The 16,427-nt window shown below is 73.7% G+C and carries 16 protein-coding genes; 5 read left to right on the top strand and 11 right to left on the bottom strand.

Annotation, left to right across the window (positions count from 1 at the left end; translation table 11 throughout):
* Nucleotides 1–1,620, top strand: a complete 1,620-nt coding sequence (locus tag DMP15_RS02945) for an SDR family oxidoreductase (protein ID WP_073576114.1) — start codon at nt 1–3, stop codon at nt 1,618–1,620.
* Nucleotides 1,621–1,669: 49 nt separating this feature from the next.
* Here the strand turns inward: DMP15_RS02945 and DMP15_RS02940 are convergent, their stop codons facing one another.
* Nucleotides 1,670–2,032, bottom strand: a complete 363-nt coding sequence (locus tag DMP15_RS02940) for a BlaI/MecI/CopY family transcriptional regulator (RefSeq protein ID WP_062398947.1) — start codon at nt 2,030–2,032, stop codon at nt 1,670–1,672.
* A 64-nt stretch (nt 2,033–2,096) separates the two neighbouring features.
* Nucleotides 2,097–3,257: a class I SAM-dependent methyltransferase gene (locus DMP15_RS02935; RefSeq protein ID WP_337825421.1), complete on the bottom strand. Its 1,161-nt coding sequence runs from the start codon at nt 3,255–3,257 to the stop codon at nt 2,097–2,099.
* 195 nt (nt 3,258–3,452) lie between these two features.
* Between DMP15_RS02935 and DMP15_RS02930 the strand changes: the two genes are divergently transcribed.
* Together DMP15_RS02930 and DMP15_RS02925 are read left to right on the top strand one after the other, a co-directional pair.
* On the top strand, nt 3,453–3,971 hold the full coding sequence (locus DMP15_RS02930) for a dTDP-4-dehydrorhamnose 3,5-epimerase family protein (RefSeq protein WP_073576116.1): 519 nt from the start codon (nt 3,453–3,455) through the stop codon (nt 3,969–3,971).
* 170 nt (nt 3,972–4,141) lie between these two features.
* Nucleotides 4,142–4,480, top strand: coding sequence for a DUF3040 domain-containing protein (locus DMP15_RS02925; RefSeq protein ID WP_073576117.1), 339 nt, complete (start codon nt 4,142–4,144; stop codon nt 4,478–4,480).
* Between the two features lie 102 nt (nt 4,481–4,582).
* On the opposite strand, the gene dnaB is transcribed toward DMP15_RS02925, so the two are convergent.
* The 5 genes from dnaB to rpsF form a co-directional block, all read right to left on the bottom strand.
* Nucleotides 4,583–5,992, bottom strand: coding sequence for a replicative DNA helicase (gene dnaB, locus DMP15_RS02920; protein ID WP_062403954.1), 1,410 nt, complete (start codon nt 5,990–5,992; stop codon nt 4,583–4,585).
* 642 nt (nt 5,993–6,634) lie between these two features.
* On the bottom strand, nt 6,635–7,081 hold the full coding sequence (gene rplI, locus DMP15_RS02915; protein WP_073576118.1) for a 50S ribosomal protein L9: 447 nt from the start codon (nt 7,079–7,081) through the stop codon (nt 6,635–6,637).
* Nucleotides 7,082–7,095: 14 nt separating this feature from the next.
* Nucleotides 7,096–7,332, bottom strand: coding sequence for a 30S ribosomal protein S18 (gene rpsR, locus DMP15_RS02910; protein ID WP_020623471.1), 237 nt, complete (start codon nt 7,330–7,332; stop codon nt 7,096–7,098).
* 54 nt (nt 7,333–7,386) lie between these two features.
* Complete coding sequence (locus DMP15_RS02905; RefSeq protein ID WP_073576119.1) at nt 7,387–7,935, bottom strand: single-stranded DNA-binding protein; 549 nt, start codon at nt 7,933–7,935, stop codon at nt 7,387–7,389.
* A gap of 11 nt (nt 7,936–7,946) precedes the next feature.
* Nucleotides 7,947–8,261, bottom strand: a complete 315-nt coding sequence (gene rpsF / locus DMP15_RS02900; RefSeq protein ID WP_073576120.1) for a 30S ribosomal protein S6 — start codon at nt 8,259–8,261, stop codon at nt 7,947–7,949.
* A gap of 505 nt (nt 8,262–8,766) precedes the next feature.
* On the opposite strand from rpsF, the gene DMP15_RS02895 reads away from it, so the two are divergent.
* A complete protein-coding gene (locus DMP15_RS02895) occupies nt 8,767–9,534 on the top strand; it encodes a deoxyribonuclease IV (protein ID WP_179761498.1) in 768 nt (255 codons plus the stop codon).
* Between the two features lie 389 nt (nt 9,535–9,923).
* On the opposite strand, the gene DMP15_RS02890 is transcribed toward DMP15_RS02895, so the two are convergent.
* The 4 genes from DMP15_RS02890 to DMP15_RS02875 form a co-directional block, all read right to left on the bottom strand.
* Nucleotides 9,924–10,601 (bottom strand): NUDIX hydrolase, encoded by a 678-nt coding sequence (locus tag DMP15_RS02890; RefSeq protein WP_073576122.1) that lies wholly within the window; start codon nt 10,599–10,601, stop codon nt 9,924–9,926.
* Between the two features lie 134 nt (nt 10,602–10,735).
* The gene (locus DMP15_RS02885; RefSeq protein WP_337825420.1) at nt 10,736–12,337 is read right to left on the bottom strand and encodes a glycosyltransferase family 87 protein; all 1,602 of its coding nucleotides are present in this window, start codon (nt 12,335–12,337) and stop codon (nt 10,736–10,738) included.
* Between the two features lie 131 nt (nt 12,338–12,468).
* Nucleotides 12,469–14,898 carry a transglycosylase domain-containing protein gene (locus DMP15_RS02880; RefSeq protein WP_337825419.1) on the bottom strand — a complete coding sequence of 810 codons (2,430 nt, stop codon included), beginning with the start codon at nt 14,896–14,898 and terminating at the stop codon, nt 12,469–12,471.
* 294 nt (nt 14,899–15,192) lie between these two features.
* Entirely contained in the window at nt 15,193–15,588 is a 396-nt protein-coding gene (locus tag DMP15_RS02875) for a DUF5318 family protein (RefSeq protein WP_073573684.1), read from the bottom strand.
* Between the two features lie 194 nt (nt 15,589–15,782).
* On the opposite strand from DMP15_RS02875, the gene DMP15_RS02870 reads away from it, so the two are divergent.
* On the top strand, nt 15,783–16,427 hold the full coding sequence (locus DMP15_RS02870; RefSeq protein ID WP_073573685.1) for a PadR family transcriptional regulator: 645 nt from the start codon (nt 15,783–15,785) through the stop codon (nt 16,425–16,427).

The raw sequence follows: 16,427 nt of genomic DNA, 5'->3' as shown, positions 1-16,427 counted from the left end.
GTGCGTTATCTCGTGACGGGTGCGACCGGCTACATCGGTGGGCGGCTCGCGCCCCGGCTGCTGGGCCACGGTCCGGAGCCCGACCTCGTCCCGGACCCGTCCACGGGCCCGGTCCACGTGCGCTGCCTGGTCCGCAACCCGGACAAGCTCGCCGACGTGCCGTGGGCCGCCGACGCCGAGATCGTGCAGGGCGACCTGCTGGACCCGGACAGCGTCCGCGCGGCCTGCGAGGACGTCGACGTCGTCTACTTCCTCGTGCACTCGCTGTCGGACTCCGACTTCGCCGCCACCGACCGGCGGGCCGCGCTGATACTCGGGGAGGCGGCGCGCGCGGCCGGCGTGAAGCGGATCGTCTACCTGGGTGGTCTGCACCCGGACACCGGGGCCGGGAAGCTCTCGGCCCACCTGGCGTCGCGGGTGGAGGTGGGCGAGACCCTGCTGCGCTCCGGGGTACCGACGGTCGTGCTGCAGGCCGCGGTGATCCTCGGCTCCGGCTCGGCCAGCTTCGAGATGCTGCGCTACCTGACCCAGCGGCTCCCGCTGATGGTCACCCCGCGCTGGGTGCACAACCGGATCCAGCCGATCGCGGTGCGCGACGTGCTGCGCTACCTGATCCGGGTCGCGGAGATCGACGCGCCGGCCGCCGAGCTGAACCGGACCTTCGACATCGGCGGCCCCGAGGTCCTCACCTACTACGAGATGATGCAGCGCTACGCCCGCGTCGCCGGCCTGTCCCGGCGCCGGGTGCTGCCGGTGCCGGTGCTGTCGCCGTCGTTGTCCGCGCACTGGATCAACGTCGTCACGCCCGTCCCGAAGTCGATCGCGAAGCCGCTGATCGAGTCCCTGGTCCACGAGGTCGTCTGCTCCGAGGACGACATCAAGGCCCGCATCCCCGACCCGCCGGGCGGGCTGATCGGCTACGACCGCGCCGTCGAGCTGGCCCTGTCCCGCATCACCGACGGCGAGGTCGAGACCCGCTGGTCGGGCGCGACGGTGGCGAACGTGCCGTCCGACCCGCTGCCCAGCGACCCGGAGTGGGCCGGTGGCGACGTCTACCTCGACGAGCGCGAGCAGGCCTGCGCCGCCACCCCGGAACGGCTGTGGACGGTCGTCGAGGGCATCGGCGGGGAGCGCGGCTGGTACTCGTTCCCGCTGGCCTGGTCGGTGCGCGGCTGGATGGACCGCGCGGTCGGCGGCGTCGGGCTCTCCCGCGGCCGTCGCGACCCGCACGACCTGCGCACCGGCGACGCGCTGGACTGGTGGCGGGTGGAGCGGATGGTCGAGCCCGGCGGGGCCCGCCCGGCCGGCAGCGACCGCGACCCCGGGGAGGGGCTGCTGCGGCTGCGCGCGGAGATGAAGGTGCCCGGCCGGGCCTGGCTGGAGATGTCGGTGCGCCCGCGTCCGGGCGGGTCGACCTACCACCAGCGGGCGGTGTTCATCCCGCACGGCCTCCCCGGCTACCTGTACTGGTGGTCGGTCGCGCCGTTCCACGGGATCGTCTTCGGCGGGATGGTCCGCAACATCACCCGCACCGCCGAGCGCGACGGCGACGTCCCCGCCCCGGCGAGCCGCCGTCCGGCATGGCTGCGGTCCCGGTCGCACCGCGACCGGGCGGCCTGACCGCCTCCGGGTCGGCGCTCCCCCGACCACGGTGGCCCGGGCGGCGGCGTCAGCCGCGATCGGGGCCCGAGAGGGCGGCGAGCAGCACGGCGGACTCGCGCTCGGACACCGAGCGCGCGAAGTGCAGGAGCACGGCCTCGGTGTCGCCGGGGCCGTCGAGCAGGTCGCGCAGGGCGCGCGCGGTCTCCTCCTCGCGGCTCGCGGCCGGCGTGTAGAGGTAGGCGCGACCGTCCAGCTCCCGCTGCACCCAGCCCTTGCGGTGCAGGTTGTCGAGCACCGTCATGACGGTCGTGTACGCCAGCGGACGGGCCGGGGCCAGGCGGGCGCGGACGTCGCGCACCCGGCACGGTCCCGCGTCGCCCCACAGCACGTCCATCACGGCGGCCTCGAGCTCGCCGAGTCGACCACGCATGTTGCCTCCCGGATCCGAGGGTAACCGCAACCCCCCATGCTCCCCCGGTCGGTGGGCCGTCGGATCAGCAGCCGGACAGTGCGGACACGGGCTCCACCGCACGCGGTCCCGGGCCGAGCACCACCCAGCGACCACCCGAGGCCTCCACCTGGGGCAGCGCGGCGCGGACCTCGTCGAGGAGTTCGGGCAGGAACAGCAGGACACGGTCCGGGTGCAGGCCGGCGAGCTCGTCGGGGGACACGACGGGCACGTCGCTGCCCGGCATGCGGTGTCCCTGCTTGGCCGGCGAGGCGTCCCCGACGGCGGCCAGCAGCGACGCGTCCAGCCCGGCGCGGCACACCAGCGGCACCGCGCGGGACGCCGCGCCGTAGGCGGCGACGGTGCGTCCGGCCGCCCGCTCGGCGACCAGCCAGTCGAGCAGCAGGTGGGTGTCGTCGGCGGCCGCCTGCAGCCGGGCGAACCCGGACGGCTCGGTGACGGCGAGGGCGCGTTCCTCGTCGACGAGGCGGCGGGTCCCGGCGTCGGGCTCGGCGCCGGCCCGGGCGGTGACCAGCACGGTCCCACCGGACAGCGGGTACCACCACGCCCGATGCACGCCCAGGCCGTGCCGGCGCAGTGCGGCGTCCAGGGCGGGCAGCGACCAGTAGCCGTAGTGGCCGTGGCGCAGGTCGAACCACTGGTCGTCACGCAGCACGGTGCCCAGCGACAGCAGCTGGAGCGCGAGCGTGCCGCCGGGGGCGAGCAGCGCGACCCGCCGGGCGAGCGCATCGGCCTGGTCGGGCTCGTGCAGCAGCCCGTAGAAGTCGACGACGAGGTCGGCCCGCCCGGCCGCGGACACCGCGTCCGCATCGAGCGCCGCCATGCCGCGCCCGGTCAGCCGCGGGAGCCACGAGCCGCCGTGCGGGCTGCCGAACTCCGCGACCCGGCCGCCCGGGCGGACCAGCCCGGCGCGGGCGAGCTGGCCGACCGAGCGGTCGCTCTGTTCGGTCATCGCCCGCGGTTCGACGCCGTGCAGCTCCTCGGCGACCGCGGCATCGGTCTGCAGCTGGGCGAGACCGCAGCCGGCGCACAGCCACATGCGCAGCGGGGCCGCCGGGTCGGGCAGCGGGGCGTCCCGCGCGGGCATCCGGTCCCACGGCGGCTGCTCGCCCAGGTCGAGCACGACCGTGCCCGCGGCACCGCCACAGGCACGGCACCGGGTACCCGGCGTCGGGTCGTCGGTCATGCGCCACCCCTCGTCGCATCAGTACTAGGCCCGATAGTAGATACGGGGGCTGAAAGCCCGCTGTGAACCCGATCAGAGCAACGTGGACTCGCGCAGCGTCACCGGGACCGGGTCCGCTCGTTGTCGTCTCCGGTACCCCAACCGCAGCCCACCGCGCTCCCGTCGCACGCGGTGACCGGACCCGAGGGAGGTCGAGTGGACGTCGTACGAACCGTGGTGCCCGGCGCGCTGCTGCTCGATCCGACCGTCGCCGACACATCCGGCCCGGACCTCACCGCCTTCACCGTGCGACGACGGCGCCGCCCGGCCCGCGACGCCGTGCTCGGCCTGTTCGGCCATCCCGGCGACGCGGTGCTGCTCGGCGTCCCCCGCGGCAGCGGCTACGCCGTCGTCATCGACGCCCGGCCGGACGCCGACACCTTCGGCCGGCTCGCCGTCGCGCTGCTCGAGGGCCCGCAGCGACTGCTCGTCCCGCCGGGCTGCCTCTACGGCGTCCAGTCCGTCGCGAGCGGGACCGTCGTCGAGCTGCGCAGCGCCACCCGGCTCCCGCGCCGGGAACGCTTCGACGTCGACCCGGACGACCCGGACCTGGCGGTCCGCTGGCTCCGCCCCCGGCCGGCCCGGACACCGGGCACGGCACGCTCCTGGGCCGCGCTGACCGCCCGCCTCGGGGCTCCCGCGGGCCCCCGCCGGGACCGCGTCTCCCTCTGGTGACCCCGGGCGCCGTCCCCGGTGTGAGGACGGGCGCATGTGAGCCGGTCGGCCCGGTCGGCGAGATCACGAATCGGTCACGTAACGTCGTCACCAGGCCGGATCGACGACGCCCCGCGCCGGACGGCGGCACGACCGTGTCTGCCGGGACGTGGACACGAGGGGTTGCCGAGGTGCTGAGCGAGCGCGAGAACCGTCGACTGCACGAGATCGAGGTGCAGCTGCGGCTGACCGACCCGCGACTGGTCCGCCGGTTCTCCGCGCTGAACACCGCACTGCGCGCCCCGGCCCGCCACGGTGGACGACTGCTCGCCGGCTTCGCCCGCGACCGGCGCACCGTGCACGGCTCCGGCCCGTTCCCGACGATGCTGCTGGGGACCGCGCTGGTCGTGCTGCTGCTCGGTGCCGTGCTGGTGAGCGTGCCGGTCGTCGTCGCGGGGATCCTCGTGGCCGGCCTCGCCCTGGCCGTCGCGGCCACCACCGGACCGCAGGCGCACCCCGGAACCGCCTGACCCGCCACCCCCGCACCGCGCGGTGCCGCCCCGGACGGTGGCCATCCAGCGACCGGTGTCGCACCGGACGGACGGCGTGGCCGTGGCGCGCGACCGGCCGCCTCAGCCGTGGGCGAGGTCGGAGAACCGGCTGTAGTGCAGCTGGTGGGCGACGGTGATCGTCGTGGTCGGGCCGTTACGGTGCTTGGCCAGGATCAGGTCGGCCTCACCGGCGCGCGGGTCGTCCTGCTCGAACGCGTCGGGGCGGTGCAGCAGCACCACCATGTCCGCGTCCTGCTCGATCGAGCCGGACTCACGCAGGTCGGACAGCATCGGCCGCTTGTCGGTGCGCTGCTCGGGACCACGGTTCAGCTGGCTCATCGCCACCACCGGGACCTCGAGCTCCTTGGCCAGCAGCTTGATCTGCCGGGAGAACTCCGAGACCTCCTGCTGACGGGACTCGACCTTGCGGCCCGAGGTCATCAGCTGCAGGTAGTCCAGGATGATCAGCTTCAGGTCGTAGCGCTGCTTCATCCGGCGCGCCTTGGCCCGGATCTCCATCAGCGTCAGGTTCGGCGAGTCGTCGATGTAGAGGGGCGCCTCGGAGATCTCCGACATCCGCCGCGCCATCCGCGTCCAGTCCTCGTCCGACATCCGGCCGGCGCGCATGTCGGCCAGCCGGATCCGGGCCTCCGCGGACAGCAGACGCATGACGATCTCGGACTTGCTCATCTCCAGCGAGAAGAACGCGCTGGTCATGCCGTTCTTGATGGAGCAGGAGCGGGCGAAGTCCAGCCCCAGGGTCGACTTGCCCAGACCCGGCCGAGCCGCGACGACGACCATCTGGCCCGGGTGCAGACCGTTGGTGACCTGGTCGAGGTCGGCGAAGCCGGTCGGCACACCCGTGGACTGGCCGCCCCGGGAGGCGATCGCGTCGATCTCGTCCATCGTGGGCTGGAGGAGCTCCTCCAGCACCGTGTAGTCCTCGGTGGTGGTGCGCTCGGTGACCTCGTAGACCGCGGCCTGGGCGCGGTCCACCGCGTCGTCGACGTCGCCGCCGTCGGCGCCGTGGTAGCCCAGCTGCACGATCCGGGTGCCGGCCTCGACCAGCCGTCGCAGGACCGCCTTCTCGCCCACGATCTCGGCGTAGTACGCCGCGTTCGCCGCCGTCGGCACGGTCGCGATCAGGGTGTGCAGGTAGGGCGCGCCGCCGAGGCGGACGAGCTCACCGCGCCGCTGCAGCTCCGCCGAGACGGTGACCGCGTCGGCGGGTTCGCCGCGGCTGTAGAGGTCCAGGATCGTCTCGTAGACGGTCTGGTGGGCGGGCCGGTAGAAGTCCTCCGGCTGCAGCACCTCCACGACGTCGGCGATCGCGTCCTTGCTCAGCAGCATCCCGCCGAGCACGGACTGCTCGGCCGTGAGGTCCTGCGGGGGCTGACGGTCGAACGTCGCACCCTCGCCCGGTCCGGAGGCCTTCTCGCCGTCACGGACCGCACGGGGCTTGTTGCCGGGACGATCGTCCGTCAGAGCCATACGCAGCGTCACCCCCGGTGGACACAGTACCGAACGCACGTTCGACGCGCGAGTGGTGCGTCCTGCCCACCCGCGACCGTCGTCGGTGATCTACCGGCCGGCCCGGTGCCCGACGGGCCGCGACGGACGCGGCCCGCGGGACACGGCGCTCGCGTCCCGGTACGACGACAGTAGGTCGGCCGGACGGCGCCTGGCGAACCGCCCTGGTGATCGATCTGGGGATGAACTGTGCACGGATGCCGCCCGTCCCGGGACCGTGCTGGGGACAACTTGGGGACAGCGCACAGGATCGGGCAGTCTTTCCTGGTCACAGGCATGTTCACAGCTGTGGACAACTTTGCTCTGGCGTGTCGTCGCACGCCCCCGTGCGGGCGTGTCGGAGCGCCCGGCGGGCCGTTCGCCGCCCGGCGCGTCCACAAGCCCGCCCGACGAGTGGAGCGTCACCGGACGGCGTGTCGGCTGCGTGACAAGACATCCCGTCCGGGGTCGTCCGATCGGTGTCGATCGTCCATCCGGGACTGCGGACCGTGTGTGCGGCGCCCGTTCGGGACGGTCCCGGACAGACGACAGGGCGGTGCCCGGAGCACGTGGCTCCGGACACCGCCCTGTTCACTGTCGGTGGTCGTGCGACCACCGGACCGCTCAGCTCGCGACGACCGCGATCGGCAGCTCGGTGGTGACCTCCGGGTGCAGGCGGACCTGCACCTGGTGCTTGCCCAGGGTCTTGAGGTGACCCGGGACGTCGATGCTGCGCTTGTCCAGCAGCGGGCCGCCTGCCGCCTTGACGGCGTCGACGACCTGGGCCGGCGTGATCGATCCGAACAAGCGGCCGGTGTCGCCGGCCTTGGCCGACACGGTCACGTTGATGTTGCGCAGCTGCGAGTCGACCTGCTGGGCGTGGCCCAGGTCGCGGATCTCGCGGGTCTTCTGGGCCCGGCGGATCTGCTCGACCTGCTTCTCGGCGCCACGGGTGGCGACGACCGCGAGCTTGCGCGGCAGCAGGTAGTTGCGACCGTAGCCGTCCTTGACCTCGACGATGTCACCCGGGGCACCCAGGTTCGGGACGTCGGCGTTGAGGATGAGCTTCATGTGTCTCCCCTTCCTCAGCGAGCGGTCGAGGTGTACGGCAGCAGGGCGACCTCACGGGAGTTCTTCACCGCGACGGCGACGTCCCGCTGGTGCTGCCGGCAGTTGCCGGAGACCCGACGGGCACGGATCTTGCCGCGGTCGGAGATGAACTTCCGCAGCAGACCGGTGTCCTTGTAGTCGATCAGCTGGGCCTTGTCCTTGCAGAAAGCGCAGACCTTCTTCTTCGGCTTGCGCACGATGGCCTTGGCCATGGTGGTGCTCCTGGAGATCGTCCTCCGCCCGTCACGGACGGAGAGGTACGTGGATCAGAAGGGGGGCTCGTCGTCGGACGCGGCGCCACTGCCCGCGGGCGGGGCCGAACCCCAGGGGTCGTCATAGCCGCCGCCGGAGTTGCCTCCACCGCCGGAACCGCCGCCCTGTCGGGCGCCACCGCCGCCGCCACCGTCGTAGCCACCGCCGCCGCCACCGAAGCCACCGGAACCTCCGCCCCGGCTGACCTTGTTGACCTTGGCGGTCGCGTAGCGCAGGGACGGGCCGACCTCGTCGACCTCCATCTCCACGACGGTGCGCTTCTCGCCTTCCTTGGTCTCGAACGACCGCTGGCGCAGGCGACCCTGGACCACGACGCGCGCGCCGCGGGTCAGGGACTCGGCGACGTTCTCCGCCGCCTGGCGCCAGATGTTGCAGCGCAGGAAGAGTGCCTCGCCGTCCTTCCACTCGCCGGACTGGCGGTCAAAGGTACGCGGGGTGGACGCCACGGTGAAGTTGGCGACCGCGGCGCCGGACGGGGTGAACCGCAGCTCGGGATCCGCCGTCAGGTTGCCCACGACGGTGATGACGGTCTCGCCGGCCATGACGGCTCCAATCAGCCGGCGGCGGGCGCCGGCGTGCGGGTGACGTCCTTGCGCAGGACCTTGGTGCGCAGCACGGACTCGTTCAGACCCAGCTGGCGGTCCAGCTCGGTGACGGTGGCCGGCTCGGCGGTGATGTCGAGGACCGCGTAGATGGCCTCGCCCTGCTTCTTGATCTCGTAGGCCAGGCGGCGCTTGCCCCAGACCTCGATCTTCTCGATCGATCCGCCGTCGTTCTTCACGACGGTGAGGAACTGCTCCAGGGACGGCTGCACAGTGCGCTCGTCCAGGCCGCCGTCGAGGATGACCATGACCTCGTAATGACGCATGAGAACCACTCACCTCCTATGGACTCGAAACGGTCACGGCCCGGACGGCCGTGACAGGAGGTTCTCAGTGCACCCCGACAGTTTCCGGCGGATGCGCGGGAGCCGTGGGGATGCCGGTACAGGCTAGCAACGGCCGTTCCGGCCACGACCTGCGGGTACGCGGCTCCCCGGATCGCCGGGACGGGTTCGGGTCGTGCCCGCGGAGACGCTGGTCGTCGTACGGGTGCCCGGTCCGCGGGCGCCGACGACCACGGGGAGAGCTCGTGTCCGGCACCACCCACGTCCGCAGCCACGCCCGGATCCTGTCCGGACTCAGGAACACACCGGCGGCGGGCTGCTCGTCGGCGGCGCGGCGCGGTGCAGACCTGCACCCTCACCGTCGGCGGCGAGCAGCTGCCGGCCCGGGTGACCGTGACCTCGGTGGAGGGCGGCCCGGTGAAATTCTCGATCACCGACGCCTGCCCGGCGGCCCACGGCTGTCGGGGGTCCTCGCTACCGTGCCCGTATGCAGATCGGAGCACACGTCCGCGACGCCGAGGACCCCCTGGCCGCGGCCGCCGAGGTCGGCGCCGAGGTGATCCAGCTGTTCCTGTCCGACCCGCAGGGCTGGAAGAAGCCGCCGCCGCACCCACGGGCGGCGGAGCTGGCCGCGTCGGACGTCGCGGTGGTGGTGCACGCGCCTTACACCGCGAACGTCGCGTCCACGAACAACCGGATCCGCATCCCGAGCCGCAAGATCGTGCAGCAGCACCTGGCCGGGGCGGCCGAGGTCGGCGCGTTCGGCCTGGTCGTGCACGGCGGCCACGTCACGAAGGACGACGACCCGGCCGCCGGGATCGACAACTGGCGCAAGTTCGTCGAGCGCCAGGCCGGGGAGCACGGCTTCGACGTGCCCGTCCTGATCGAGAACACCGCGGGCGGGGACAACGCCATGGCCCGCCGGTTCGACGCGCTGGGCCGGCTGTGGGACGCGGTGGGCGAGTTCGGCGTCGGGTTCTGCCTGGACACCTGTCACGCCTTCGCCGGTGGCGAGGAGCTGGCCGGGATCGTCGAGCGGGTCCGGGGGATCACCGGGCGGATCGACCTGATCCACCTGAACAACTCGCGCGACGCGTTCGACTCCGCCCGCGACCGGCACGCCAACATCGACGACGGGACGATCCCGCCGGACGAGCTGGCCGCCGTCGTCGCGGCGGCGGGGGCACCGGTCGTGGTGGAGACCCCGGCCGAGGGACAGGCCCGCGACATCGCGTTCCTGCGGGAGCACACCTGAGGAGGCCTCAGGCGGTACCGGCGAGCCAGCCGGACGGCGTGAGCCCCGCCCTGATCTGCAGCCGCGGGGCGTACTGGTCGACGTAGACCCGGGCGGTGAGCTCGCGCCTGCTGCGGACGCGGTGGCCAGCGGGACGATCTCCGGCGGGCGGGCCTCCTCGATCGTCACGACGACCTTTCCCGAGGCCCCGTCCGGCCCGGCCAGCGGCGACGCGTGCGCCACCACCCGGTGCCCGGAGCGCGTCCGCAGCCGGGTCCGCGGCAGCTGCACCAGGTGCCCGTACCGGGACGACGACACCCGGCGCCGGCCGGCCACGCTGAAGCGCCGCGTCGACCCGGAGGGCGTGTTCGGCGGGCCCGTCCGCGCCCGAGACCCGGTTCCGGGAGTCCTCAGCGCCAGGCGAAGACCGGCTGCTCCAGGTGCGCGACCCGGGTCGCGCGCCCGTGCAGGACGACCTCGCGGAACTGGTGGAGCACCGCCCCGGTGGGGGCGTGGACGTAGCGGTCGAACAGCGGCACCTGGATCACCGGGGCGTCGGACTCGGGGATCGTGAGGAACCGGGGCTCGTGGTCGATCTCGGCCAGCGGCGGGCGGTGCAGCTCGGCGACCTCGTCCGGGTTGGGCGTCGGCTCGCCCGCGCCGCCGCCCCACAGCACGACCGGGGTGATGACGTAGCCGGAACGGGTCGGGTAGTCGTCGAGCAGACCGAGCACGCGGTCCGGGCCGAGCTCGAGCCCGATCTCCTCGGACACCTCGCGGCGCCCCGCCTGCTCGGCGGTCTCACCCGGGTCGAGCCGTCCGCCCGGAAGGGCCCACTGGCCGGAGTGCGCCCGCAGCGACCGGGCGCGCCGGGTCAGGACGAACGCGACCTCGTCGGCGAGACGGCCGTCGCCGGTGGCACCGGGGACCGGCAGCAGCGTCAGGGTGACGGCGGCGGCCCGCTTCCCCGCCCGGTCCGCCTCCGACGCGGCCCGGCGCTCGGCCGGGGGGAGCGTCGCCAGCGCCGCCTCGACACGCTCCCGCAGCTGGCGCTGCACCGGTTCCGGGACCACCACGTCGTCGGCCATGCCCCGATCGTCGCACCCGCCCGGGTGCCGCACAGGTTCCGTCGCCGCCGCACTCGTCACACCCGCTGCGGCGCCACCACACCCTGTGCGGCGACCGGCGGGACACATGCGGCGGCGCGAGGGGCAGCCGCAGTTCAGTCCGCGGGGTCGCGCCGGGGGCGAGCCGCCCGGGACGGCCACGGTTCGGGTGCGGCCGCGCGATCGGAGCGACCGGCGCGGCCGGAGCCCGCGGAACCGGCCGCGTCGCCGGACCGGGGCGTGCCGACGGAACCGGTGGGGCCGGGGCCGCCGCCGTCCCTCCGCCGTCGCCCGCCCCGTGCGGGCACGGCCGACGCGGAGGCCGTCGCGGCGGGCATGCCGGACCGGGAGACCCGCGGGCCGACCGGCCACACGGGCTCCGGGTCCCGGCCGGGGTCGGTGCCGGGCCGCAGGATCTGCCGGACGACGAGCACGCACAGCGCGACCACCACGGCGTCGCGGACCAGCACGGTCACCAGGAACGGCTCCGGCGGCAGCCCCTTGTTCGCGACGCCGAGGTACTGGAACATCCGCGGCACCCAGACCAGCGCGTCGACGACCATCCACGCCAGCAGCAGCCGCCAGCGTGGCAGGGCGAGCACCGCGAGCGGGACCAGCCACAGCGAGTACTGCGGGCTCCACACCTTGTTGACCAGCAGGAACGCCGAGACCGTCAGGAAGGCCAGCTCGGCGACCGCGGGCGGGCGCGGCGCGCGCAGCGCGAACCAGGCGATCGCGGCGAACGCCAGCACCATGAGCACCGCGGTGACGGTGTTGAGCACGGTGGGGGACTGCCCGTCGCCGAGCGGTCCGTCGAAGCCGGACCAGCCGGTGAACCAGTACAGCGAGTACCAGATCGAGTCCGGGTCGGCCGGGCGCGTGCGGTTGAGCAGGAAGAACTCGACCCAGCCGCGCGGCCAGGCCAGCGCGACCGGGAGGTTCACCGCCACCCAGGCGAGGACCGCGGCACCGATCGTCCACGCGGCACGCGGGAGGCCGCCGTCGGCGCGGCGTCGCCAGCCGACGAGCAGCACCGGCAGCAGGAGCAGCAGCGGGTAGAGCTTCGCCGCGCCGCCGATCCCGAGCAACACCCCGGCCCAGACCGGCCGGTCCCGGCGCAGCGCGAGCAGCGCCCCGGTCGCGAGCGCGACGGTGAGCGTGTCGAAGTTGGTGAACGCGTGCACCGCCACCAGCGGGGACAGCGCGACCAACGCGGCGTCCCACGGACGTTCCGGGCGGAGCATCAGCACCGCCCACACCACCACCAGCCAGGCCATGGCCAGCCAGATCGCGGTGACGTCGAAGTAGACGACGACGTCGAGCGCGGTCGGCAACGGCAGCCGCTCGGCCAGCCACTGCCAGCCGTCGGTCAGCTGCGCATTGAGGTACTGGAACATCCCGGTGACGACCGGGTACTCCATGTACCGGGCGGTGCGGGAGCCGTCGGCGGCGGTCTCGAACCAGGCGTCGCGGTAGGGGACTGCGTCGTCGGCGAGACCTTCCAGCCCGTAGAGCGGGACGGTGTCGGAGTAGCACATCGCGACGTACTGACGGTCGTTGCGCCAGTCCAGCGCGAGCGCACCGTCCGGGGTGCGGTACTGCTGCAGACAGGCCGCCTTGCCCAGCCAGCCCAGCGCCAGCACGACGACGGCGAGCAGCAGCACCACCCGCAGCGGGGTCCACCAGCGCGACCGTCCGACGAGTGCGTGCCGACCCATCGGGCCTCCGACGACCCGGCTGGCGGCGCGCGCCAGCGGCTCGGTCCAGGTCGGGACCTCCCGGTCCCGGACGCCCGCCCCCGGCGCGTCGTGGGGGGCGGGCGGTGCGGCTCCGGGCCGGCCGCCTGCGGTCAGTTGTCGCCCCCGCGGCCGGGACGGTCCCGGCCCGCGTCGGAGCCGGGCGGACCGTCGCTGTTGCCGTCGCTGCCGGGGTCGCCGCTGCTGTCGTCGCCGGCCCCGTCCCCGGAGCCGTCGCCCGAGGAGTCACCCCGGTCGCCGCGGTTCCCGCGGTCACCCCGGTCCCCGCGGTCGCCGCGGTCGCCGTTGTCGCGGCTGTCGCCGGGCTCCTGGGTGGTGGTCGTCTGCTGGTCGTCGCCCTGCCCGGAGTCGTTCGAGACGGCCCGGGCCGGAGCCTGGCCGATCGGCTCGAAGTCGGAGAACTGCTCCACCGGCGTCCCCTGCAGCACGTCGTTCATGAACGACTGCCAGATCGAGCCGGGCAGCATCCGCCCGTAGACCGGGCGGCCCGCGGAGTTCTTGATCGGGGTGTTGTCGTCGGTGCCGACCCACACCGCGGTGGACACCGACGGTGTGTAGCCGACGGTCCAGGCGTCGTTGTTCTGGCCCTGGACGCTGCTCTGCACGGTGCCGGTCTTCGCGGCGACCGGACGCCCGTCCAGCCCGATCCGCGACGAGCTCGCGACGTCGGTCATGGACTCGGTGACGTTGCGGGCGACCTCGGCCGGCATGACCTGCTGGCCGTTGTCGGTGCTGCCGCGGTCGTAGATGACCCGACCGTCGCTGGCGGTGACCTTCGCGATCAGGAACGGGTCGCGCTTCATGCCGTCGGCCGCGAACGTGCCGTAGGCGGCGGCCATGTCCTCGGGGTGGACCTCGCGGTCACCCAGCGAGATGCCGCCGGTGGGGTTCGGCAGCAGGTCGGCGGGGATGCCGGCCTGGTGCGCGGCGTCGGCGACCCGCTGCGGGCCGACGTCGAGGCCCATCCGGTAGAAGACCGTGTTGATCGACTTGGTCATGGCCTCCTTCACCGAGCACCGGCCGCAGCTGACGCCCTCGGAGTTGGTGACCGTGGTGCCGGCGAGCTCCTGGGGGGAGGAGCCGTCGTAGATCGTGCCGAGACCGACCGGCGGGTTCGCCTGCAGCGCCGCCGCGAGCACGAACGGCTTGAACGACGAGCCGGGCTGCTTGAGCACCGAGGCGTAGTCGAGGCCGACACCGTTCTCCCCGCCGAAGTAGGCGATGATCGCGCCGGTCTTCGGGTTCACCGACACCAGCGAGGACCGCAGGTTGCCGGGCTGGCCGTCCATGATCTTCTCGACGGCCGTCGCCGCGTCCTCCTGGGCCTTCGGGTCGATCGTCGTGGTGACCGTCAGACCCTGGGTGTTGATCTCGGTCTCGGAGATCCCGAGCTTCTCCAGCTCGGCGCGGGCCGCGTTGTAGATGTGGCCCTTGTCGTCGCCGGGGATGCCACCGCCCTCGGCCGTGGAGGCCTCGCGCCACTGCGGGAACCTCTGCTGCGCCCGGTCGGCCTGCGTCATCCAGCCCTGGGCGACCATGCCGTCGAGCACGAAGTTCCACCGCTGCTGGGACATCTCGAGGTTCTTCGCCGGGTCCCAGCGCGACGGCGACTGGATCAGCCCGGCGATCATCGCGCCCTCGGAGGCGTTCAGGTCCTGGACGTTCTTCCCGAAGTACGCCTGGCTGGCGGCCTGGATGCCGTAGGCGCCGCGACCCAGGTAGATCGCGTTCAGGTAGTTGCCGAGGATCTGCTCCTTGGTCATCTCCTTGGACATCTTCGCGGCCAGCACGACCTCGCGGAACTTGCGGAACAGCGAGTACTGGTCGTTGCCGGTGGTCACCTTGATGTACTGCTGGGTGATCGTCGAGCCGCCGCCGATCCCGCCGGAGAGCTGGTTGATCACCGCCCGCGCGATGCCGGTGATGTCGAAGCCGGGGTTGGAGAAGAACGTGCGGTCCTCCGCGGACAGCACGGCCTGCTGGACCGGCACCGGCACCTGGGACAGGTCGACGCTGATCCGGTTGACGTTGTCCGGCCGGACCGTCGCCAGCGGGGCGCCGTCGGTGTAGGTGAAGGTCGCTACCTGGGTGACGGCGATGTCGTCGGCGTTGGGGACCGGGAACACCAGCCAGCCGATCGCGAACGCGACGAGCGGGCCGATCACCGCGAACGCGGCGAGCCCGATCACCCAGCGCCGGAGCCGGCGACGACGGCCGGGCTTCTTCCGCCCGTCACCGCCGTCCCCGGGACCGCGACCGTCGGGACGACCGGGCGGTCCGGGCGGGCGGCCGCCACCGCCGCCACGACGGGCGGCCGTGGCCGGTGCCGCCGCGGCCGCCGCGGCACCGCGGGCCGGCGGAGGGCCGGTGCGCTGCGGGACGGCCGTGCGCGGACCGGCCTGGGCGGGCCGGACGACGGGGTCGAAGTGGCCGACCCCGGAGTCGTCGTGGGTCAGCAGCGGCGGAGGGGACTGGGGGACCGGGCGCGGCGGCGGCCCCGCGGGTGCGGGACGGCCGCCCACCGGTGGACGACCGGGGGGCGGGGGCATCGGGGGACGGGGGCCCACGCCCGGTCGGGGTGCCGGCGGGGGCATCGGGGGACGGGACCGCGGAGGACCGGGGGGCGGGGGCGGGGGCGGCGGCGGGGTGCGCCGGGGGTCACGCTCGTCGTTCACCGGGCGGCTCCGTGGGATGCGGTGGACCGGATCCGCAGCGGCCCGGGCCGGGGGTGCCCGGGGCGGAGGGGATCCGGCAGCGGACCGGCGCGGTGCGCGCGGTCCGGGTGGTCGTGCTCGTCGGGCAGGGTGCCATCGGACTCAGCCACCCGCACTCCGCCGGCCGCGGCGGGGGCGGCCGGTGCCGAGGACGAACGAGCGGACCAGGTGGTTCCAACGGCACTCGGTGCACACCTCGACGACGTGCACGGAGAAGTCGGCGACCTGTGCCGCGAGCTGCTCGAGGTCCGCCGCGGAGCGGGCCGAGCCGGAGACGTGGCGCAGGCTCTCGCCGAACACCCACGAGACCTGGGCGAGCTCCTCGTGGCGGCAGACCGGACAGGCCCGACCGGCGGACGTGCCGTGGAAGCGCGCGGCGCGGAGCAGGTAGGCACCCGCATCGCACACCTCCTCACGTCCGACCCGGCCGGCCCGGACGTCGGCCAGCAGAGCACGGCGCTGCAGGGCGTAGTCCACCACCTGTCGCGGGCTGAGCACCCGACCAGGGTACGCGGGACGGACCCGCGGACCCATCGCCGTCCCGCACGGGCCCCTGCGGACACGACCGTTCCGTCCCTGGTCGGGGTACTCGTCCGGTCCGCGACCACCTGTGACGACGATCATGGAGGGGACGGATCGATGTATCGGACCGATAGGATGACCGGTCGGCGGTCCGCACGGAGGAGGTCGCGATGCTGGACTTCGCGGTCCTCGGCCTGCTCCAGGACGGTCCGCTGCACGGGTACGAGCTGCGCAAGCAGCTCGGCCGCAGGCTCGGCGGCTTCCGCGCGTTCTCCTACGGCTCGTTGTACCCGGCCCTGCGCCGGCTGCTCCGGGCCGGGTCGATCGCCGAGACCACCGACGAGGCGGGTGATCAGTACGGACGCGCTCCGGGACGGCTGCGACGGGGCAGGCGGGTCTACCGCATCACCCCGGCGGGCCAGGACCGGTTCGCGGCCATGCTCGCCGAGGCCGGCCCCCAGGCGTGGGAGGACGGAAGCTTCGACGTGCACCTGGCGTTCTTCGCGCGGACACCGGCGGAGACCAGGATCCGGATCCTGGAGGGCCGCAGACGGGCCGTCGAGGAACGCCGGGACGGTCTGCGCACCGCGCTCGGCAGGCCCTGCGAGGGGGTCGACCGCTACACCCGCGAGCTGCACCGGCTCGGGCTGGAGTGCTCCGAGCGCGAGGTGTGCTGGCTGAACGAGCTGATCGCGACCGAACGGGCCGAGCAGGGTGCCGCGGACGGCCGCGACGAGAGGACCTTCCCCGGCGGCGGGCCATCCCGGCCCGCGACCGGCGGGGTACGACAGGACGAGACAACAGGAGGAGCCTGA

The organism is Pseudonocardia sp. UM4_GMWB1 (assembly GCF_017312155.1).
Lineage (GTDB): Bacteria > Actinomycetota > Actinomycetes > Mycobacteriales > Pseudonocardiaceae > Pseudonocardia > Pseudonocardia alni.
Note: the sequence above shows the minus strand (reverse complement) of the source record. Positions and strands in the feature narration are given on the sequence as shown.